15 protein-coding genes are annotated in these 20,138 nt (G+C 74.8%); 5 read left to right on the forward strand and 10 right to left on the reverse strand.

The window, feature by feature from the left end:
* Positions 1–40: 40 nt before the first annotated feature.
* The 3 genes from ACSU53_RS06450 to ACSU53_RS06460 form a co-directional block, all read right to left on the reverse strand.
* Positions 41–5,164, reverse strand: a complete 5,124-nt coding sequence (locus ACSU53_RS06450) for a DNA repair ATPase (protein WP_437025448.1) — start codon at positions 5,162–5,164, stop codon at positions 41–43.
* A 69-nt stretch (positions 5,165–5,233) separates the two neighbouring features.
* Positions 5,234–7,279, reverse strand: coding sequence for an SPFH domain-containing protein (locus tag ACSU53_RS06455; protein ID WP_437025450.1), 2,046 nt, complete (start codon positions 7,277–7,279; stop codon positions 5,234–5,236).
* 175 nt (positions 7,280–7,454) lie between these two features.
* Positions 7,455–7,934, reverse strand: coding sequence for a hypothetical protein (locus ACSU53_RS06460; RefSeq protein WP_437025452.1), 480 nt, complete (start codon positions 7,932–7,934; stop codon positions 7,455–7,457).
* Positions 7,935–8,242: 308 nt separating this feature from the next.
* Between ACSU53_RS06460 and ACSU53_RS06465 the strand changes: the two genes are divergently transcribed.
* The gene (locus ACSU53_RS06465; protein ID WP_437025454.1) at positions 8,243–9,301 is read left to right on the forward strand and encodes a PucR family transcriptional regulator; all 1,059 of its coding nucleotides are present in this window, start codon (positions 8,243–8,245) and stop codon (positions 9,299–9,301) included.
* Here the strand turns inward: ACSU53_RS06465 and ACSU53_RS06470 are convergent.
* The gene (locus ACSU53_RS06470) at positions 9,258–9,650 is read right to left on the reverse strand and encodes a hypothetical protein (protein WP_437025456.1); all 393 of its coding nucleotides are present in this window, start codon (positions 9,648–9,650) and stop codon (positions 9,258–9,260) included. The genes ACSU53_RS06465 and ACSU53_RS06470 overlap by 44 nt on opposite strands.
* A gap of 264 nt (positions 9,651–9,914) precedes the next feature.
* Entirely contained in the window at positions 9,915–10,379 is a 465-nt protein-coding gene (locus ACSU53_RS06475; protein WP_437025458.1) for a DUF6299 family protein, read from the reverse strand.
* Between the two features lie 237 nt (positions 10,380–10,616).
* Between ACSU53_RS06475 and ACSU53_RS06480 the strand changes: the two genes are divergently transcribed.
* The gene (locus ACSU53_RS06480) at positions 10,617–10,811 is read left to right on the forward strand and encodes a DUF5999 family protein (protein ID WP_437025459.1); all 195 of its coding nucleotides are present in this window, start codon (positions 10,617–10,619) and stop codon (positions 10,809–10,811) included.
* Positions 10,812–10,873: 62 nt separating this feature from the next.
* On the opposite strand, the gene ACSU53_RS06485 is transcribed toward ACSU53_RS06480, so the two are convergent.
* Complete coding sequence (locus tag ACSU53_RS06485) at positions 10,874–11,272, reverse strand: RidA family protein (RefSeq protein WP_437025461.1); 399 nt, start codon at positions 11,270–11,272, stop codon at positions 10,874–10,876.
* Positions 11,269–12,396: an acyl-CoA dehydrogenase family protein gene (locus ACSU53_RS06490; protein WP_437025463.1), complete on the reverse strand. Its 1,128-nt coding sequence runs from the start codon at positions 12,394–12,396 to the stop codon at positions 11,269–11,271. The genes ACSU53_RS06485 and ACSU53_RS06490 overlap by 4 nt, the downstream gene beginning before the upstream one ends.
* 142 nt (positions 12,397–12,538) lie before the next feature.
* On the opposite strand from ACSU53_RS06490, the gene ACSU53_RS06495 reads away from it, so the two are divergent.
* Both ACSU53_RS06495 and ACSU53_RS06500 read left to right on the forward strand, forming a co-directional pair.
* Complete coding sequence (locus tag ACSU53_RS06495; protein WP_437025466.1) at positions 12,539–14,179, forward strand: AMP-binding protein; 1,641 nt, start codon at positions 12,539–12,541, stop codon at positions 14,177–14,179.
* Position 14,180: 1 nt separating this feature from the next.
* The gene (locus ACSU53_RS06500; protein WP_437025468.1) at positions 14,181–14,993 is read left to right on the forward strand and encodes a PaaX family transcriptional regulator; all 813 of its coding nucleotides are present in this window, start codon (positions 14,181–14,183) and stop codon (positions 14,991–14,993) included.
* Between the two features lie 114 nt (positions 14,994–15,107).
* On the opposite strand, the gene ACSU53_RS06505 is transcribed toward ACSU53_RS06500, so the two are convergent.
* The gene (locus ACSU53_RS06505; protein ID WP_437033057.1) at positions 15,108–17,387 is read right to left on the reverse strand and encodes a bifunctional salicylyl-CoA 5-hydroxylase/oxidoreductase; all 2,280 of its coding nucleotides are present in this window, start codon (positions 17,385–17,387) and stop codon (positions 15,108–15,110) included.
* A 2-nt stretch (positions 17,388–17,389) separates the two neighbouring features.
* Positions 17,390–18,217 (reverse strand): enoyl-CoA hydratase family protein, encoded by an 828-nt coding sequence (locus tag ACSU53_RS06510; RefSeq protein ID WP_437025469.1) that lies wholly within the window; start codon positions 18,215–18,217, stop codon positions 17,390–17,392.
* Positions 18,218–18,538: 321 nt separating this feature from the next.
* On the opposite strand from ACSU53_RS06510, the gene ACSU53_RS06515 reads away from it, so the two are divergent.
* Positions 18,539–18,994: an ATP-binding protein gene (locus tag ACSU53_RS06515; protein WP_437025471.1), complete on the forward strand. Its 456-nt coding sequence runs from the start codon at positions 18,539–18,541 to the stop codon at positions 18,992–18,994.
* Positions 18,995–19,050: 56 nt separating this feature from the next.
* Here the strand turns inward: ACSU53_RS06515 and argF are convergent, their stop codons facing one another.
* The gene (gene argF, locus ACSU53_RS06520) at positions 19,051–20,058 is read right to left on the reverse strand and encodes an ornithine carbamoyltransferase (RefSeq protein WP_437025473.1); all 1,008 of its coding nucleotides are present in this window, start codon (positions 20,056–20,058) and stop codon (positions 19,051–19,053) included.
* Positions 20,059–20,138: the final 80 nt, after the last annotated feature.

The raw sequence follows: 20,138 nt of genomic DNA on the forward strand, positions 1-20,138 counted from the left end.
GCCGGGAGGTGGCCGACGCCCCCTCGCCCCTCTCGCTCCCTCAGCCCACCTCCGCCCGTCCGGCCCCGTGCCCGTTGGGCGACGACGCCGACGGGGGCGCCGGCTGCGCCGGGTGCGGCGGCGGACCGGCGAGGAGGCGGCGCGGGTCGGCCGCGCGGGTGATGGCGCTCTCCACGGCGGCGATCCGCTCCCCCAGGACGGCCAGCGCGGCGATGGCGCGGGTGAGCGCGTCGTCGTCCGGGCCGCCCAGGGTGCTGGTGCGGACGTGGGCGGCCTTGACCTCGGCCCAGCGGTCCGCCTGCGCCGGGGTGAGCGTGCCGCGCAGTTCGGCCAGCTTCAGCAGGTTCGCCTCGGCGCCGGTGGTGAGCGTCTGGGCCTCGGCCGTGTAGTGGTCGTGGACGACCGCGGCGAGTTCGGCCTCGTTCATGACCGGCTGGATGCGCTGGGCGATCTTGTTCATGTTGCGGTAGGAGCCCTGGAGCTGGAACGGCGGTTCCGTGCGGGCGTCGTCGGACTGCGCGGCGGAGGCGATGTAGGCGGCGTTGACGGCGAGCACCGTGCGGCGGGCGGTGAGCAGGTGGCGCAACACGCCGAGGACGCGGTCGAGTTCGGTGGGCGCGTACGGGTGGACGAGCCGGTCGGGGCGGGCCGTGGGGTCACCCGCGGCCAGCCGCAGCAGCAGGGCGAGGTCGGCGCGGTCGCGGGCGGCGAGCGGGGCGAGGACCGGGTTGGCGGTGAGCGCGTTCTCCACGAAGCTCAGGGCGAACACCTCTTCCTTGCCGGTGAGGACGTCGCCCAGGTTCCACACGTCGGCGCGGTTGGCGAGCATGTCCGGCACCCGGAACGCCTCACCCGACTCGGTGTAGGGGTTGCCGGCCATGCACACCGCGAACCGCTTGCCGCGCAGGTCGTAGGTGCGCGGCTCGCCCTGCCAGACGCCCTCCACCCGGCGGGTGGAGTCGCACAGCGGGATGAACTTCTGGAGCAGTTCGGGCGAGCAGTGCTGGATGTCGTCGAGGTGCAGGAGCGTGTTGCCGCCCGCGGCCAGCGCGAAGTTGATCTTCTCGATCTCCTGGCGCGCGGTGGCGTTGGGCGCCTCGGCCGGGTCGAGGGACGTGACGGCGTGACCGAGGGCCGGGCCGCTCACCTTGACCAGCAGCAGGCCGAGGCGGTGGGCCACGTACTCCATGAGCGTGGTCTTGCCGTAGCCGGGCGGGGACAGCAGCAGCAACAGGCCGCCGGCGCCCGTGCGGCCGTCCTCGCCGGTCGTGCCGAGCTGCTTGGCGAGGCTGTCCCCGACGAGCGGCAGGTACACCTCGTCGACGAGGCGGTTGCGGACGAACGAGGCCATCACGCGCGGGCGGTGGTCGTCCAGCCGCAGCCGGGCCCGCTCGGCGGTCAGCAGCTCGGTGCGGTGGCGCTGGAAGGCGCGGAACGCGGGCACGTCCTGTTCCCGGAACCTGCGGGTGCGGGCGAGGAACTCGTCGACGCGCAGGCCGAGCCGGCGGTCGGTGATCCGGGGATGGGTGCCGAGCAGCCCCTCCACGGTGGTGCTCAGGGGCGCGTCGGAGACGTGCCGCGGCACGTCCGGGCACAGCTCGGCGGCCACCGCCTCCGCGAGGTCGCCGGGGGTGACATCGGCACCGGCGGCCGTGGCGTAGGCCGTCAGCCACGCCTCGACCAGGCAGCGGCGCGCGGACAGGTCCTCCAGGGCGGGCAGGTCCTCCTCGTAGCCGGCGGTGCGGACCGCGTCGCGGAAGCGGTCGAGCAGGGTGCGCACCCGGCCGGCGAGGACGAACCCCTCGGGGACGGTGGTGAGTTCCTCCAGGAGGTAGGCGGCCGAAGCCCCGGCGGGGACGGACGCGTCGCCGTGCCAGTCGGCGAGCGCCCGCTCGGTCTCCGCCCGGAGGTCGTCGAGTGCGGCGGTCGGGCCGAAGGCGTCGGCCGCGCGGGCCAGGGAGCGCGCCCGGCGGGTGAGGACGGACCGCTGTTCCGGTGTGGTGCCGTGCGCCCAGTACAGCAGGGCGGCGGCGCGGGCGGCCGGTTCGTGGCGCAGGGTGCCCGCGGTGCCGTGCAGGTGCAGGGCGGCGGTGAGGATCGCGGTGGCGTCCTGGTCGTGGACCCCGCGTTCGTACCCCTCGTCGTACGCCTCCTCGGCGGCCCGGCGGACCAGCGCGCCGAGGTCGTCGGCGGCGTTCAGCGCGTCGGGGCCGTGCTCGTGGAGCAGACGGGCGGCGAGGTGTTCGGCGCGGTAGACCTCGGGCGACTCGGACGGCAGGTGCCGGTTCCAGTAGGGGCGGGCCGCGAGGATCGCGGGGTCGTCGACGGGGGCCCGGTAGTCGGTGGCGGTGAGGGCGAAGGCCAGGCCGTCGCCCTGCGGGACGAGGGTGAGTTCGGGGCTCCGGCCGGTGACGGCAAAGCGGTGGCCGCCCAGGCGGACGGTCCGGCCGCCGTCCGCGTAGAGGTCGGTGCGGTCGCGCAGCGCCCGGTCCGCCTCCTGGCGGGCGGTGCGGAGCCGGCCGTCGAGTTCCTCCGCCCGTACCGGGTCGCCGAGTTCGCGCAGTTCGTCGGCGGTGCGCCGGACCTTGTCGACCAGCGGGTCGGAGGCGAAGTAGGTGCTGACGGCGTCGGCGTCGGCCAGGGCCGCGGAGCGGCGGGCGACGGCCTCCAGGGCGCGGTCGGCGGCGGCGGCGAGCTGTTCGGCGCGGTGGGCGCGGGCGTCGGTGAGGCTCTGCCGGCGGGCGGTGAACGCGTCGTGGATGCCGGTGCGCTGGTCCATCAGCTCGCCGAGGACGTCGTCGGACTCCGCGAAGCGGGACTCCAGCACCTCCAGCTGGGCGAGGGCGCGGGCCAGTTGCTCGTCGCACGCCTCGGGGGTGTCGGCCGCCGCCAGCGCGCCGGTGACGGTGCGGCCGAGCAGGGCGAGTTCGGCGGCGAAGGCGGCGCGGGTCTCCCGCTCCAGCAGGGCGCGGCGACGGGTGTCGAGGGTGGCGCGGGCCCGGTTGACGCCGCCGAGGGCCTCGGCGACGCGTTCCAGGACGGCGGTGCGGACGGTGGTGTCGGCGATGTCGAGGGAGGCGACCACCTCGGTGACGGTGCGCAGTCCGTCGGCGAGTTCCTCCAGGCGGGCGGCGACCGGGGCGGCCTCGGCGGCCGTGGTGACGGCCTCCGCGTCGGCGACGAGGCGTTCGACGTCGGCGTGGTGGGCGGCGAAGGCGTCCTCGCGGGCGAGGAAGTCGACGGCGCGCCGGCCGAAGGAGGCGAGGTCCGCCTCGGCGCCGGCGGCCAGTTCGCCGATGCGGGCGCGGTCCGCGTACCGCATGTCCTTCAGGGTCAGCAGGTGGCCCTGGGCGTGCCGGAGTTCGGTGAGTCCGGTGACCCAGGCGGCCGCCTCGCGGGGCTGTTCGCCGCGCAGCCGGCGCACCACGGCGGCGACCCGCGCGGCGGCCTCGTCGAGGGCGTCGGCGGCGTGGCGGGTGAGGGCGCGGACGGTCTCGAACTCGGCGAGGACCTGTCCGGCGGTGGTGCGCATCCGCTCCAGCGGGGAGCGCAGGTCGCCCAGTTCGCCGTCGCCGAGCCAGTGGTGGGCGTCGAGGGTGCGCACGCAGGCGGTGACCAGGGCCTCGTACACCTCCGTCGTCGGGGTGGTCTCGGCGACGGAGCGGGCCAGGGACAGGCAGTCGGAGATGCCGTGCACCAGGTCGGCGTTGCCGAGCCGGGCGAGCGGGCCGTCGCCGGGCGGCTGGGCGGCGGCGTGGGTGTCGGAGACGTAGGGCGTGTGCCAGACCTGGACGGGGTGGACACGGGCGGGGTCGTCGCCGTCGGGCCGCAGCAGGGTCAGCGTGCCGTCGTCGGTCAGGGCCCAGCCGTGCCCGGTGAGGGGGGTGGCGATCTCCTCCCGGATGACGTTGTACGACAGCAGCAGGGCGCGTCCCCGCGCGGGGGCGTGGAAGGCGTAGAGCACGTCCTCGCCGTTGGGCGAGCGGACCTCGCGCTCGAACGCGGTGCCGTCGGTGTCGAGGTCGTAGGTCTTGTGTGATCCGGCCGCCAGGCAGTAGCCGCCGGGGAAGACGATGCCCTGGTCGCCGGGGAGGCGGCGGCAGCCCTGTCCGATGGCGTCGAGGCGGACGACGGTCCGGGTGAGGGTGTTGAAGACGAGGTGGCGGTACGCCGTCTCCTTGTAGGGCAGGATCCGCAGCAGGACGAGGGCGCCGACGCGGGCGTGGGCGATCTCGGCGTCGGCGAGGGACTGCAGGGGCTCCTCGACGGGCTCGCTGTGGATGCCGTCGGCGCTGTCCGTGTCGTTCGCGGTCTTGACGGTGAGGGTGCCGCCGAGGGTGTCGACGAAGACCTCGCCGAGGACGGAGACGTGCGGGTGGCGGCCGAGGACGTGGTCCTCGCGGGTGGTGCGGGTCCACTCGACGTCCGGGGCCGGGGTGCGGGCGTGGTCGCGGTCACCGCGTGCGTCGAGGAAGGCGGTCCGGCCGTCCTCGGTGACCGACCAGCGCAGGACGCGGATGTCGTCGGCCTTGTCGCCGGTCTGGAAGACGGCGAGCAGCTTGCCGTCGACCCGGCGCAGCCGCAGCAGGCGTGCCTGGCGGTAGTAGCGGTGCAGGGCGGCGAACTCGCGGACGAACGCGGGGTCGTCGAGGAGTCCGGGGACGGCGTCGTCGGGCAGCCGGTTCAGGTCGCGGTCGTGCAGGGCGAGCACGTCGCCGACCGCGGTGTCGGTCTCCGGGCGGGGGCGGGCCTCGTAGCCGAAGAGCAGCGCGTCGCCCACGGCGACGAGGTCGCGGGGCACGCTGGTGCGCTCGGTGCGCAGCCGCTCGGTGCCGGCCAGGCGCAGCCCGGCGGAGCCGAACTCCTCGATCCGGCGCCGGTTCAGCTCGTCGGCGCGGCGGGCGAGTTCGGCGGCCTCGGCGCCGAGGCGGTCCCGCAGCACCTGGTAGGCGCCGCCGTCGGCGTCGTCGGTGCCGGGGGTGCGGGCCGTGTTGTCGCCGCCGGGAGGGGTCTCGGTACCGGGGGGCGTCGTGCCCGGCGTCGCGGGGCCGTTGTCGCCGCGGTCGCCTCCGGGGGCCGCGGCGGGGCCCGTGGAGCCGTGGGTGTGCGGGTCCGCCGTGCCGGGCGCGTGCGGGGTGGCCGTCTCGTGGGTGCCGGTGGTCATGGCTGCCTCTCGGGGTGGGACGACCGGGAGCCGCCGTCCCCTGTGCGGCGGCTCCCGGTCGGTGGTGGGTCAGGCCCGGGCGTGGCCGTTCAACGCGGCCAGCGGAGTGTCCGCGAGCCCCAACTCACCAGCCTTGGCGATCAGTTCCTCGAACCGACCGGTGTTCTCGCCGCCGGCCCGCATCAGCTTCATCAGCAGGGCGGAGACGGTGAGGTTCTGCACGTCGGCCGTCGACACGGAGCCGAGGACGCGGCTCAGGTCGTCGGTGAAGCTGGCCGTGCCGTCCAGCCACGGCCCGGCGAGGGCCTGGGCGGTCTCGGAGTTCTTGACGAACCCGTCGACGCCCTTGCCGAGCGCGATGGAGGAGACCAGGCGGTCGAGGAAGACGGACTCCCCGCCGACGATGTTGATGTCGGCGCTCTCCAGGCCGGTCGCGAGCACCGTGGCCTGTGCCTCGGCGACCTGCCGCTGCACCTCCAGGCCGGCCAGCCGGACGTCCTTCTCCGCCTCCAGGCGCAGCCGGTACTCCTCGTGACCGCGGGACGCCTCGTCCAGGGCGGCCATCGCCGCCGCCTTCTCGGTGAGGCCGGCCGCCTCCGCGCGGAGCTTCTCGCCGACGGCCTCCGCCTCGGCGAGGGCCTTGGCGCGAGCACCCTCGGCCTCGGCGCGCATCCGGGCCTGGGTGGCCTCGGCCTCGGCACGGCCCGCCTTCTCGATGACGTCGGCCTCCTTGTCGCGGACCTGGACGGCGGCCAGTCCCTCGGCCGCGGCCTCCGCCTGGATGCCCTCGGCCGCCCGCAGCTTGGCCCGTGCGTCCAGGTCGGCGGTCTTCAACCGGGCCTCGGCCAGGGTGAGTTCCTCGGCGGCGCGGTGGGTGGCGGACTGCTCGGCGGCCTCGGCGGCCTTGATGTCCTTGACCAGCTTCTCCTGCGCCTCGGCCTCGGCGGCGATGATGACGGCCTGCCGCTCGCGCTCGGCCTCCTCGACGGCCCGCAGCCGCTTGATGGACTCCTCCTGCTCGGCGACCGTGCGGTCCACCGCGACCCGCTCCCGGATGACCTCGGCGATCTCCCGCTTCTCCGCCTCGACCTCCTTCTCGGCCGCGATCCTGGTCAGTTCGGTCTCCCGCTCGCGGGCGATGACCTCCAGCTGGCGGTCCTTCTCGATGCGCTCGCTCTCCACGGCGATGACCCGCTCGCGGTTCTTGGCGGCCACGGCGACCTCGCGGGCCTGGTTCTCGCGCTGCACCCCGAGCTGTTCCTCGGTCTGCAGGAAGGCGCTCTGCGCGCGCAGGCGCTCCTCCTCCACCACCCGGGCGGTCTCGGCCTCCTCGCGGGCCCGGACGGTCTCGATCTCGCGGCGCTGCTTGATCTCGGCGTCGGTCTGCCGCCGCTCCAGCTCCAGGATCGCCTCGCGCGCGTCGACGTTCTGCCGGGTGATCTCCTTCTCCTCACCGCGCTGGGCCTCGTTGGTGCGGATGTGCTCCACGGCGGTCAGCTCGGTGATCTTGCGGATGCCCTGGGCGTCGAGCACGTTTCCCGGGTCCAGCTGGTTCAGCGGCGTCTGCTCCAGGTAGTCGATCGCGGCGTCTTCCAGGTGGTAGCCGTTCAGGTCGACGCCGATGACCTCGATGATCCGGTACCGCAGTTCCTCGCGCTTGGTGTAGAGGTCGGTGAAGTCCATCTGCTTGCCGACGGTCTTCAGCGCCTCGGAGAACTTCGCGTGGAACAGCTCCTGGAGGGTGTCACGGTCGCTGGCGCGGGCGGTGCCCACCGCCTGGGCGACCCGGATGACGTCCTGGACGGTCTTGTTGACCTTCACGAAGAACGTGATGCGGATGTCCGCGCGGATGTTGTCCCGGCAGATCAGTCCTTCCTTGCCGGCCCGGGTGATGTCGATGGTCTTCACCGAGATGTCCATGACCTCGGCCTTGTGCAGCACCGGCAGGACGACCTGGCCGGTGAAGGTGACGTCCACCTTGCGGATCTTGGAGACGATGAGGGCCTTGCCCTGTTCCACCTTGCGGAACAGCTTGGAGACGACGAGCAGGGCGACGAGCACGAACAACAGGCAGGCGCCGGCGACTGCGGCGATGCCCACGGTGGCGGCATCCATGGGACACGTCCTTCGAGAGCTGGGGTGGTGAGCGAATGCGGTGACGGAGCGGTGTCGGGGAACGGCGGGGTGTGACGGGCCGCGGGCAGGGCGCGGGGCCGGCCCGCCGGGCGGGAGGCGGGTGGGGTCGTGGTGTGCCGGAGGCGGGCCGCGCCGGGGCGCGGGAGCAGCGGGCTCAGGCGGCGCGGTCGTGCGGCACGGGCAGGACGGGAGCGCCGGCCCCGTCGTGCGGCGCGTGCGGCAGGCCGCCCCGGTCCCCGTCGAGCGCGCGGACCGACCGGGACGGCCCGGGTTCGTCGGGGCAGGGCCGGTGCAGCGGCCGGACGAAGAAGCGGGTGAGCCGCCAGGCGGCGAACAGCGCGCCGGCCGCGACCGGCAGGCGCAGCAGTCCGCTTCCGGAACCCGTCGGCCCGAACGCGGCCAGCAGCACGGCGGCGCCCAGGGCGAGCAGCCACGCCGTCAGGGTCAGCAGGGACAGCACGACCGCGACCGGCGCCCCGCCCAGACCCCAGGCTCGCAGGTCCGCGTCCCCGTCGAAGGCGTCGGCGGTGGTGACACCGAGGGCGACCAGCAGCCAGAAGCCGGCGGCCACGATCAGGCCGGCGGTGAACAGCAGGACGGGCAGGCCGGTCGCGGTCTCCATCAGTACGCGCATCCCCCGGCCCCCTTCCGTTCGTCGTCCCGCTCCGTCTTCGCGCTCGCCGCGCACATCCGCGGTGCCTGTACGGCCGGCACCGCGCGGTGGCACCGCGCGATTCCGGTTCGGGCACCCGCACCTGCCGGTGCCCGGCACCGGAACCTTCCGTGGTGCTCCCCGCGGTCCATGATGCCCGAGGCTGATCCACTCGCGCATTGCCGGATTCCGGCAATATTCACTAGGGTCTGCATGCCGGGGGCGGGCCAACTCCGCGTCAGGACGGCGTCAGGGGCGCGTCAGGAGCGCGTCAATATTGAGGGGGATCAGTGGCGGAACGCGAGATTCCGGAGGATTATCTCGAAGGTTATGCCCGGATCCTGGCGGAGGTCGCCGCGACGGGCAGACGTCTCACCCGGGACGAGATCGCGTCCCGCCGGGCCCTGGGGGAACGGGCCGCGGAGGACGGCTTCGGACTGCGCCGCCTGGTCAGCGCCCATCTGGGGGCGGCCCGGGACGCCTGGCCGCGCACCAGCGAATCGGCCGCCGAAGCCCTGGCCGCCGTCCAGCAGGTGGTGGACGCCTTCGCCGAGGGGTACGAGCGGGCCCAGCGGATGGCGGTCCGTCAGGAGGAGGCGGCGCGACGGGAGTTCATCGACGACCTGCTGCACGGACGCAGCGACCTGGGCCGGCTCGCGGAACGCGCGGAACGCTTCGGTCTGCGGCTGTCCCACGCCCACGCGGTGGCCGTCGCCCGGGGCCCGGTCGCCTACGACGAGGGCGACCCGGTGGCCCGCCGGGTGGAACTCGCCCTGATCTCACGGTTCGACGACCGCAACGTGCTGCTGACCACCAAGGACGGGCGGCTGCTGTGCATCGCGCCGGGTCACCAGGAGGAAGTCCTGTCCTACTTCGCCAAGCAGGCGCACGCCGCCACCGACGGGGGCCAGGTCGCCGTCGGACGCGCACGGCCGGGGCCCGGCGGGGTCGTCCAGTCCTACGAGGAGGCGCTGAGCACGCTGGAGATCGCCGAACGGCTGGGCATGGACGAACCGGTGCTGCGGGCCGCGGATCTGCTCGTCTACCCGGTGCTGTCCCGCGACCGGCAGGCGATGGCCGACCTGGTGCACAACACCCTGGGCCCGCTCACCACGGCGCGCGGCGGCCCGATGCCGCTGCTGGACACCCTCACCGCGTACTTCGACGCCGGGTGCGTGGCCGCGGAGGCGGCCCGCCGCCTCTCCCTGAGCGTGCGCGCGCTGACCTACCGCCTGGAGCGCATCCGCAGCCTCACCGGCGCCAACCCGGCGGATCCGGCGCACCGTTACATGCTGCAGACGGCGGTCATCGGCGCCCGGCTGCTGGACTGGCCGACGACGGAGGTGTGACGCGGGGGCGTGGCGCGGGGGCGTGGCGGGCCGCCGGGACGGCGGTCACGGGGTCACCGGTCGGCGGGGCGGCGGTGCCGTGCGCCGCGGGAGCCGTGTTCCGGCCGGCCGCCGCGCCGCCGCTCCCGGCCGCCCCGCTCCCGGGCTCGCCCTCGTGGACCGCGCCGCGCCGCAGATGGCGGCCCCCGGTCAGCCGCACGTCCGGCACCGGCCGCCCGTCGGGGAGGACCAGCCGGCCGTCCGCCTCCGCGCGGGTGGATTCCACCACGTCGAGGGCGGTGGCGAGGGCGTCGGCGGACCAGGCGCGCGGGACGGGGGTGAGCAGCACCGTGTGACGGAGGGTGACCATGCCACCAGGGTGACCGCCGGGGCGCGGCGGTACCAGGCCGGGGTCCGGCAGGGCCGCGCGCCGCAGCCTGCCCGTGTCCGGCAGGGCGCGGGCACGGGGATCCGTCGTGCGGGTGAGGGACGGGAAACAGGCGGCAACGCCGCGGGTGCGCATGCCGGGCCCCGCGTCTCCGGCATGATCCGCCGGACGGGCCCTGATGTCCTTCGTGCGGATCAGGCCGGATCAAGGGCCCGCCTGCCCGGCCGGATCCGAGCGGGAGGCCCCCTAGCCGTCGACGAGGGTGATGCCGTTGCTGCTGACGGCGTGGAAGGCGGGCAGCGGCAGGCCGCCCGCGGGCCGCAGTTCCAGCAGCGTGGCCTCGACGTCGGCCGCACCGGGCGTGAACGTCCCCTCGGGCACGGTGCCGGTGTTCTCCCAGCGGTGCGTCAGGCCGTCGCAGACCGCGCGGGTGCCGCCGATGCCGTAGCGGACGGTGGACGGCTCCTGGTGCAGCGAGGAGCTGACGAAGACCGGTCCGGCGGCGGCGAGGCAGCGGTAGGTGCCGGTGAGCGTGACGGTGCCGTCAGCGGCGACGCGGCCGACGGAGTCGACGGTGACCAGTTCCTGTGGGGCGGTGGACGCCGCCGCCGTGGGGGCCGCGGCGGCGGAGCCCAGGAGCAGCAGCGCTGCGCCGACGGCGGCACCGAGCGCGGAGCGCGGGGAGAGCGGGGACAGGAAGCGGAGAGCCATGGGGGGAACCTCCCGTTATGAGGGAATTGCGGGTGTCCACCAGTACCGGGCGGGAGGGCCCGGGGCCGTGACCCTCACCCCTTCGGTGGCGAGTCCGCACCGGGCGTCGGGGAACCGTCCCGGGAATGTCCGGGAGCTGTCACGCTTCGCGCCCGCCCGTTCCGCGGCGGGCCGGGGCGGGCGCATCGTCGAGGGGTACGGCCCGTTCGGAACGTCCCACCGATGTGGAGGTGCACCATGTGTGCCCACCAGCCTTCCTGCGCCCGGACCGGATCCCCTGCCCCGCACGTGGTGGCCGCCCACCCCGAGCAGGGCTGGAGCCTGCTGTGCGACGGCTCGATCGTCTTCGACGACACCGGTGAACTGCTGCCCGACGGCCGGGTGGTCGCACCGCACCGGGCACCCGTCGGCCCTCTCGCGGTCGCCGCCTGACACGGACGGCACCGGGGCAGGGGGCGCCGGGCGGACCGGGTGACGCGGGGCCGCGCCGCCGGTCAGGGCAGGACCGCGAACCCGTCGAGCTCCACCAACGCCCGTTCGTCCCAGAGGCGGACCACCTGGACCACCGCCATCGCCGGGTAGTCACGGCCCGCCGCCTCCCGCCAGATGCGGCCGATGTCCCGGGCGTGGACCCGGTAGTCGGCGATGTCGGTGGCGTAGACGGTGACGCGGGCCAGGTCGGCCGGGGTGCCGCCGGCCGCGCGCAGGGCGGCCAGGAGGTTGGCCAGGGCCCGGGTGAACTGGTCGGGCAGCGTGTCGCCGGTCACCTTGCCGTCCCCGTCGAGCGCGGTCTGGCCGGCCAGGAACACCACCCGGGCGCCGGTCGCGACGACCGCGTGGGAGAAGCCGGCCGGCGGGGAGAGGTCGGGCGGGTTGATGCGCTCGGCGGTCAACGGTCCTCCAGAGACTTGTACAACTCCTTGGCGATGATGCCGCGTTGCACCTCGCTGGCCCCCTCGTAGACGCGGGGGGCGCGCACCTCCCGGTAGAGGTGTTCGAGCAGGTGACCGCGGCGCAGCGCCCGGGCGCCGTGCAGTTGCACCGAGCGGTCGACGACGTACTGCGCGGTCTCGGTGGCCAGCAGTTTCGCCATGGCCGCGCGCCGGGGGACGTCCGGTTCACCGGCGTCGTGCGCGGCGGCCGCCGCGTACACCATCAGGCGGGCCGCCTCGGTGCGCACCGCCATCTCGGCGACCTGGTGGGAGACGGCCTGGAGGTCGCCGAGGCGGCCGCCGAACGCCTCGCGGGACGCGGTGTGTTCGAGGGCGGCGTCGAGTGCCGCCTGGGCCATCCCGACGGCGAAGGCACCGACGCTGGGCCGGAACAGGTTGAGGGTGTCCATCGCCACCCGGAAGCCCCGGCCCGGCTCGCCGAGCAGGTCGTCGGCGGTGACCGGGACGGCGTCGAAGCGCAGGGTTCCGATGGGGTGCGGGGAGAGCATGTCGAGGGGGGTGCCGGTGAGTCCGGGGCGATCGGCGGGGACCAGGAAGGCGGTCACGCCGCGGGATCCGGCGCCGGGGCCGGTGCGGGCGAAGACGGTGTAGAGGTCCGCCTCGGGCGCGTTGGAGATCCAGCACTTCTCGCCGGTCAGGCGCCAGCCGCCGGCGCCGTCCGGGTCGGCCGCCAGGGCCAGGGCCGCCGCGTCGGATCCGGCGCCGGGCTCGCTGAGCGCGAAGGCGGCCACCGCGCTGCCGTCGCTCACCCGGGGGATCCAGCGGCCGCGCTGCGCCTCGGTGCCGTGCGCGTGCACGGGGTGGGCGCCGAGTCCCTGGAGGGCGAGCGCGGTCTCGGCCTCGGTGCAGGCACGGGCCAGGGATTCGCGCATCAGGCACAGGTCGAGGGCGCCGGAGGTGAACAGCCGGGACAGCAGGCCGAGCCGGCCGAGTTCGGTGACCAGGGCCCGGTTGACGCGGCCGGGCTCGCCCCGGCCGGCGAGCGGCCGCAGGCGCCGTGCGGCCAGCTCCCGCAGCTCGGCGCACCAGTCGGCCTGTGCCGGTTCGAGCGAGAATGCGGTCATCGCCGGTCCCTTCCCTCCCGCCGGGCCGCCCCCACGGGTTCCGCCCCGGACGGCCGTCCGAGGTTATCGCGAACCGTTGACTGTCGTCACCAACACGATACGCTCCTTCTGCGAGCCCACCACGCCGAGGGGGCGAACCGTCATGAAGCCACGGGCCACCGCGCACGTCGACACCTTCGCCCGCGACCACCTCCCGCCACCCGGTCAGTGGCCGGAACTCCGCTTCGACCTGCCGGAGTTGGCGTATCCCGAGCGGCTGAACTGCGCCGTCGAGCTGCTGCACGGCCCGCCCGGCGACCGCCCGGCCTTCCGCACGCCCGACGGGGGCACCTGGACCTACGGCGACCTGCGGGCGCACGTGGACCGGCTCGCGCACCTGCTCAGCGGCGACCTCGGGGTGGTGCCGGGCAACCGCGTGCTGCTGCGCGGCCCGACCACCCCCTGGCTGGCGGCCTGCTGGCTGGCGGTGCTCAAGGCGGGCGCGATCGCCGTCACCGTGCTGGCCCAGCAGCGCCCGCACGAGCTGAGCACCATCTGCGAGATCGCCGAGGTCCGGCACGCCCTGTGCGACGTGCGGGCGGTCGACGACCTGGCGAAGGCCGAGGTCCCCGGTCTGCGGATCACCACCTACGGGGGCGACGCCCCGGACGACCTGCTGCGGCGCCCGGCGCCCGGCACCCCGTACGCGGCGGTGCCCACCGCGGCCGACGACGTGGCGCTGATCGCCTTCACCTCGGGCACCACCGGACGCCCGAAGGGCTGCATGCACGTCCACCGGGACGTGCTGGCGATCGCGGACACCTTCTCCCGGCACGTCCTGCGCCCCCGCGCCGACGACGTGTTCGCGGGCAGTCCCCCGCTCGGTTTCACCTTCGGGCTCGGCGGTCTCGTCGTCTTCCCGCTGCGGGCGGGCGCCAGCGCCCTGCTGCTCGAACAGGCCCACCCCGACCAGCTGTTGCCGGCGATCGCCGCGCACCGGGTGTCGGTGCTGTTCACGGCGCCCACTGCCTACCGCGCGATGCTCGACGGCCTGGACGCGCACGACGTGTCCTCGCTGCGGCGCTGCGTGTCGGCGGGCGAGAACCTGCCGGCGGCGACCTGGCGGGCCTGGCGGGAGCGCACCGGCGTGGGCATCATCAACGGCATCGGCGCCACCGAGCTGCTGCACATCTTCATCTCCGCCGCCGACGAGCGGATCCGCCCCGGCACCACGGGCGTCCCGGTCCCCGGCTGGCAGGCGCGCGTGCAGGACGCCGACGGCGAGCCGGTCCCGGACGGCGAGCCGGGCCTGCTGGCGGTGCGCGGTCCGGTCGGCTGCCGCTACCTCGCCGACCCGCGGCAGCGCGACTACGTGCGCGACGGCTGGAACATCACCGGCGACACCTACGTCCGCGAGCCCGACGGCTACTTCCGCTACGTCGCCCGCGCGGACGACATGATCATCACCGCCGGGTACAACGTCGCCGGACCGGAGGTGGAGGACGCCCTGCTGCGGCACCCGGACGTGGTCGAGGCGGCCGTGGTGGGGCGGCCGGACGAGGCCCGCGGCCAGGTGGTGGTGGCGTACGCGGTCCTCAAGGAGGGCGCCGAGCGCGACGGGGAGGCGCTGCGCACGTTCGTGAAGTCGGAGCTGGCGCCCTTCAAGTGCCCACGGGAGATCGTGTTCCTGGACGCGCTGCCGCGCACCGCCACCGGCAAGCTGCAGCGCTTCCGGCTGCGGTCCGCCGCGGGCGGCGCCGGCCGGGCACGACGCGGTGGGACGGACGCCGACCGCACGACCTAAGATGATCAACGTGTCCGACCAGCCTGCTCCACGGTCTCTCATCGTCACGCTCTACGGCGCGTACGGCCGCTTCGCACCGGGCCCGGTGCCCGTCGCGGAGCTGATCCGGCTCCTGGCGGCGGTGGGCGTGGACGCCCCCTCCGTCCGTTCGTCGGTGTCCCGGCTCAAACGGCGCGGACTGCTCGTCCCGGCCCGCACCGCACAGGGCGCCGCCGGCTACGAACTGTCCGCCGACGCGCGGCAGTTGCTGGAGGACGGCGACCGTCGCATCTACGCCACCGCCCCGCCGGAGGAGGAGGGCTGGGTGCTCGCGGTGTTCTCCGTACCGGAGTCGGAGCGGCAGAAGCGGCACGTGCTGCGCTCCCGCCTGGCCGGGCTCGGCTTCGGCACGGCGGCCCCCGGCGTGTGGATCGCCCCCGCGCGCTTCCACGAGGAGACGCGGCACACCCTGGAACGGCTGGGCCTGGACCGGTACGTCGACTTCTTCCGCGGCGAGCACCTCGGCTTCGCCGCCACCGCCGACGCGGTGGCCCGCTGGTGGGACCTGCCCCGGATCGCCGAGGAGCACGAGGCGTTCCTGGACCGGCACGAGGAGGTGCTGCGCGGCTGGGAGGGACGTGCGGACACCCCGCCCGAGGAGGCGTACCGCGACTACCTGCTCGCCCTGGACTCCTGGCGCCACCTGCCCTACACCGACCCGGGCCTGCCGGCCGCGCTGCTCCCCGAGGGCTGGCCGGGGGCGCGGTCGGCCGCCGTCTTCCACGGACTGCACACCCGTCTGCGGGACGCGGGCGCCGCCTTCGCGGGACTCTGACGCCGCAGGCGCGTCCGGGGTGACACCGGGGGCCGGTGCCGTCCCGCCGTCGCCGTCGCTGCCACCGCCACCCTCGCCGTTGCTGCCACCGCCACCGCCACCGTCGCCGTCGGGTCAGTGCACCGGCGCGCGGTCCGGGACGGTCCGGGGGGCCGTGACGTCCTTGCGCCCGGTCTGCGGGGGCCTGCTGCCCGCCCGGTAGGGGGCCGGCCAGGCGACGCCCGGACCGTCGTAGCCCTGTTCGGCCGCCGCGTGCAGCGTCCAGTGCGGGTCGTACAGGTGCGGGCGAGCCAGCGCGCACAGGTCGGTACGGCCCGCCAGGATCAGGGAGTTGACGTCGTCCCAGGAGGAGATCGCGCCGACGGCGACCACCGGGACGCCCACCTCGTGGCGGATGCGGTCGGCGAACGGCGTCTGGTACGACCGCCCGAACTCCGGCCGCTCCCCGGCGACCACCTGGCCGGTGGACACGTCGATGGCGTCCGCCCCGTGCGCGGCGAAGGCCCGGGCGAGGCCGACGGCGTCGTCGCCGGTGACGCCGCCCTCGGCCCAGTCGGTCGCGGAGATGCGGACGGTCATCGGCCGGTCCCCGGGCCACGCGGCGCGGACCGCGTCGAAGACCTCCAGCGGGAAGCGGAGCCGGTTCCGAGGGGAGCCGCCGTAGGCGTCGGTGCGGCGGTTGGTGAGCGGGGAGAGGAAGCCGGAGAGCAGGTAGCCGTGGGCGCAGTGCAGCTCCAGCAGGTCGAAGCCGGCCCGGGCCGCCCGCCGGGCGGACGCCACGAACTGTTCACGTATGTCCGTCAGTTGGGCCCGGCTCAGTTCGCGCGGGGTCTGGCTGCCGGGCCGGTAGGGCAGCGGGGAGGCGGCGACCAGGGGCCAGTTGCCGTCGTCCAGGGGTTCGTCCATGCCCTCCCACATCAGCTTGGTCGAGCCCTTGCGGCCACTGTGGCCCAGCTGGACGCCGATCGCGGTGCCGGGGGCGCTGCCGTGCACGAAGTCGGTGATGCGCCGCCAGGCGTCGGCCTGGCGGGCGGTGTAGAGGCCGGCGCAGCCGGGGGTGATGCGGCCCTCTGCGCTGACGCACACCATCTCGGTCATCACCAGTCCCGCCCCGCCCAGCGCCCGCGCGCCGAGGTGGACCAGGTGGAAGTCGCCGGGGACGCCGTCGGTGGCGGAGTACATGTCCATGGGGGAGACGACGACCCGGTTGCGCAGGGTCAGTCCGCGCAGCCGGAACGGGGTGAACATCGGCGGGGTGCCCGGCGGACAGCCGAACTCCTCCTCCACGGCCCCGGTGAACCGGGCGTCGCGCAGCCGCAGGTTGTCGTGGGTGACGCGGCGGCTGCGGGTGAGCAGGTTGAAGGCGAACTGGCGGGGCGGCTGGCCGAGGTAGCGGGCCAGGTTCTCGAACCACTCCAGGCTGGCCCGGGCGGCGCGCTGGGTGGAGGCGACGACGGGGCGGCGTTCCGCCTCGTAGGCGGCGAGGGCGCGGTCGATCGAGGGCTCCTCGCCGAGGTGGCCGGCCAGGGCCAGCGCGTCCTCGACGGCCAGCTTGGTGCCGGAGCCGATGGAGAAGTGGGCGGTGTGCGCGGCGTCGCCGAGGAGCACGAGGTTGCCGTGCGACCAGCGCTCGTTGACGACCGTGCGGAAGGTGGTCCAGGCCGACTTGTTGGAGCGCAGCGGGCGTCCGCCGAGCGCGTCGGCGAACAGCTTGGCGCAGCGTTCCACCGACTCGTCCTCGGTCGTCCGGTCGAATCCGGCGGCCCGCCAGACCTCCTCGCGCATCTCGACGATGACGGTGGAGGCGTCGGCGGCGAAGGGGTAGCCGTGCAGCTGCATCACGCCGTGCGCGGTCTCGGCGATCTCGAAGCGGAAGGCGTCGAAGGCGAAGTCGGCGGCCAGCCACATGTAGCGGCAGCGGTGGGCGGTCACGGTCGGCCGGAAGACGTCGGCGAAGGCGGCGCGCGTGCCGCTGTGCACGCCGTCGGCGGCCACCACCAGATCGTGGGTGCGGGCCAGCCGGGCCGGGTCGGACACCTCGGTGCCGAAGCGCAGCCGCACGCCCAGGGAGCGGCAGCGGGCGTGCAGGATCTCCAGCAGCCGGTGCCGGCCGAGGGCGGCGAAGCCGTGGCCGCCGGAGGTGTGGCGGATGCCGCGATGCACGATGTCGATGTCGTCCCAGCGCACGAAGTCCCGGCGCAGCGCCGCGTAGACGTCCGGGTCGGCGTGCTCGATGCCGCCGAGGGTCTCGTCGGAGAGCACGACGCCGAACCCGAAGGTGTCGTCGGGGGCGTTGCGCTCGAAGACGGTGATCTCGTGGGCCGGGTCCTGCCGTTTGAGCAGGGCCGCCGCGTACAGGCCGCCGGGTCCGCCGCCGATGACCGCGACCCGCATCCCTACCGCCCCCGCCACTTCGGCGGGCGCTTCTCGGTGAAGGCCGCGTGGAACTCGGCGTAGTCCTCGCCGTTCATCAGCAGGGCCTGGGTGGCCGCGTCCAGCTCCACGGAGGCGGCCAGCGGCATGTCCAGCTCGGCGGTGAGCAGCGCCTTGGTCTGGGCGTGGGCCAGGGCGGGGCCGTCGGCCAGGCGCCGGGCGAGGGCGTGGGCGGCCTCGTCGGCGCCGGCCTCGTCGGCGAGTTCGCTGATCAGGCCGATCCGCTCGGCCTCGGGGGCCCGCACGGGCTCGCCGAGCATCAGCAGGCGGGTGGCGTGCCCCAGGCCGACCACCCGGGGCAGCAGGTAGGCGGCGCCCATGTCGCCGCCGGACAGGCCGACCCGGGTGAAAAGGAAGGCGAACCGGGCGGTGGGGTCGGCGACCCGGAAGTCGGCGGCGAGCGCCAGGACGGCGCCGGCGCCCGCGGCCACCCCGTGCACGGCGGCGACCACCGGGAACGGGCACTCCCGCACCGCGCGCACCACCTGGCCGGTCATACGGTTGAAGTCGAGCAGTTGGGCGGTGTCCATGGCGAGGGTGGCGCCGATGATCTCGTCGACGTCCCCGCCCGAGCAGAAGCCGCGCCCCTCGCCGGCCAGCACCAGCGCCCGCACGGAGCGCTCCCGGGACAGTTCGGCGAGCAGGTCGCGCAGGTCGGCGTAGGCGCCGAAGGTCAGCGCGTTGAGCTTCTCGGGGCGGGCCAGGGTGACGGTGGCGACGCCGTCGGCCCGCTCGACCCGCAGGTGTCCCCAGCGGGCGGTGCGGGCGGCGGAGCCGGTGAAGGGACTCATGAGGGCGGCCTCCTCGGGCGGGCACTGCGCGGCTCACTGAGTGCTGCCCCTCGAAGCTATCACCCGTTCGTGACCGTCGTCACGAGTGCACGATAAGATCGCCCCGCCCGGGTCGGGGCCCGGTCACGTCCGTCACGGCTCGTCGACGGGCGGGTCACAGCGCGGCCCGCCGTGCGGGACGGGGCCCGGGGAGGGGTACGCCCTGCGGTGCCGGGGCCGGACGCCCCGGTACGGCACCCGGCGCGGGTCCGGCGGGGTCCCTCCGGGGGCCTGCCCGGGGAGCCGTACCATTGAGTAATTGAAAGCAGGACAGCCTGCTCCATGAACGGACCCGCCTTGCACGATCACCCCTCCGCCCCGGCCTCCTGGCGCGTCGCGCTGCCGCACACGACCGCGGCCGTGCCCGTGGCGCGTGCCCTGGTCCGGACGGCCCTGGCCGAGGTGGAGCACTGCGCGGACAGCGACACGGCGGAGCTGCTGACGGCGGAACTGGTGGCCAACGCGGTGGAGCACACCACGGGCAGCAGTCCGATAGAGCTGGTGGTGGAGCTGCTGCCGACCGGCTGCCGGGTGGAGGTGCACGACCCCGATCCCGAGCCGCCGCTCCGGCTCACCCGGCCGCTGCCGGGCGAACCGGACCCCTGGCAGGAACACGGGCGCGGACTGCTGCTGATCCGCACCCTCAGCTCGTCCTGCGGCCACCGGCCCACCCCGACCGGCAAGGCGGTGTGGTTCCGCCTGCCGGCCGTGCCGGGGCCGCGCCGGCCGTCCCGCTGACGGGACCGGCCCGGGTGCCGCGCCCGCCGGACGACCGGCACGGCACCCGCGATGCCTCAGGCCAGCGTCGCGACCAGCACGGCCTTGATCGTGTGCATCCGGTTCTCCGCCTCGTCGAAGACGACCGAGTGGGCCGACTCGAAGACCTCGTCGGTGACCTCCAGGGACGCCAGGCCGTGCCGCTCGTACACGTCGCGGGCCACCTGGGTGCCCAGGTCGTGGAAGGCGGGCAGGCAGTGCAGGAACTTCACGTCCGGGTTCCCCGTGGCGCGCAGCACGTCCATGGTCACCGCGTACGGGGCGAGGGCGGCGATCCGCTCGTCCCAGACCTCCTGGGCCTCCCCCATCGACACCCACACGTCGGTGCCGACGAAGTCGGCGCCCGCGACCCCCTCGGCGACGTCCTCGGTGAGCGTGATGCGGGCCCCGGACCCCTCGGCGAGCGTCCGGGCGCGGTCGACGACGTCCTGCGCGGGCCAGTAGGTCTTCGGGGCGACGATCCGGATGTCCAGACCGAGCAGCGCGGCGGTGACGAGGTAGGAGTTGCCCATGTTGAAGCGGGCGTCGCCGAGGTAGGCGAAGGCGATCTCCTTCAGCGGCTTGGCGCTGTGCTCGGTCATGGTGAGCACGTCGGCCAGCATCTGGGTGGGGTGCCACTCGTCGGTGAGACCGTTGTAGACCGGCACTCCGGCGTACTCGGCGAGGGTCTCGACGGTCGCCTGCGCGTCGCCCCGGAACTCGATCGCGTCGAACATCCGGCCGAGCACCCGCGCGGTGTCCTTCGCGGACTCCTTCCTGCCGATGTGGGAGCCGCTGGGGTCGATGTAGGTCGTGGAGGCACCCTGGTCGGCGGCGGCCACCTCGAAGGCGCACCGGGTCCGGGTGGACGGCTTCTCGAAGATGAGCGCGACGTTCCTGCCCACCAGGTGACGGGTCTCGGTCCCGGCCCTCTTGGCGGCTTTCAGCTCCGCGGCCAGATCGAGCAGGCCGAGGAACTCCTGCTCGGTGAAGTCCGCCTCCTTGAGGAAGTGGCGGCCGGCGAGGGCGGTCGGGACAGTCGCCATGGGGCGCTCCAGGGTGCGGGGACGGGACGGGACAGGACGGATGGAATTCTATACGAGTACCAGAATTTGTATGCGGGCGG

The organism is Streptomyces sp. enrichment culture (assembly GCF_964273255.1).
In the GTDB taxonomy this organism is placed as follows: domain Bacteria; phylum Actinomycetota; class Actinomycetes; order Streptomycetales; family Streptomycetaceae; genus Streptomyces.

Bases quoted from the DNA above. Each gene is read 5' to 3' on its own strand.
- ACSU53_RS06450 (WP_437025448.1), bottom strand. From the start codon at position 5,164: ATGACCACCGGCACCCACGAGACGGCCACCCCGCACGCGCCCGGCACG.
- ACSU53_RS06455 (WP_437025450.1), bottom strand. From the start codon at position 7,279: ATGGATGCCGCCACCGTGGGCATCGCCGCAGTCGCCGGCGCCTGCCTG.
- ACSU53_RS06510 (WP_437025469.1), bottom strand. From the start codon at position 18,217: ATGAGTCCCTTCACCGGCTCCGCCGCCCGCACCGCCCGCTGGGGACAC.
- ACSU53_RS06500 (WP_437025468.1), top strand. From the start codon at position 14,181: ATGATCAACGTGTCCGACCAGCCTGCTCCACGGTCTCTCATCGTCACG.
- ACSU53_RS06490 (WP_437025463.1), bottom strand. From the start codon at position 12,396: ATGACCGCATTCTCGCTCGAACCGGCACAGGCCGACTGGTGCGCCGAG.
- ACSU53_RS06480 (WP_437025459.1), top strand. From the start codon at position 10,617: ATGTGTGCCCACCAGCCTTCCTGCGCCCGGACCGGATCCCCTGCCCCG.
- ACSU53_RS06460 (WP_437025452.1), bottom strand. From the start codon at position 7,934: ATGCGCGTACTGATGGAGACCGCGACCGGCCTGCCCGTCCTGCTGTTC.
- argF (WP_437025473.1), bottom strand. From the start codon at position 20,058: ATGGCGACTGTCCCGACCGCCCTCGCCGGCCGCCACTTCCTCAAGGAG.
- ACSU53_RS06495 (WP_437025466.1), top strand. From the start codon at position 12,539: ATGAAGCCACGGGCCACCGCGCACGTCGACACCTTCGCCCGCGACCAC.
- ACSU53_RS06470 (WP_437025456.1), bottom strand. From the start codon at position 9,650: ATGGTCACCCTCCGTCACACGGTGCTGCTCACCCCCGTCCCGCGCGCC.
- ACSU53_RS06475 (WP_437025458.1), bottom strand. From the start codon at position 10,379: ATGGCTCTCCGCTTCCTGTCCCCGCTCTCCCCGCGCTCCGCGCTCGGT.
- ACSU53_RS06505 (WP_437033057.1), bottom strand. From the start codon at position 17,387: ATGCGGGTCGCGGTCATCGGCGGCGGACCCGGCGGCCTGTACGCGGCG.
- ACSU53_RS06515 (WP_437025471.1), top strand. From the start codon at position 18,539: ATGAACGGACCCGCCTTGCACGATCACCCCTCCGCCCCGGCCTCCTGG.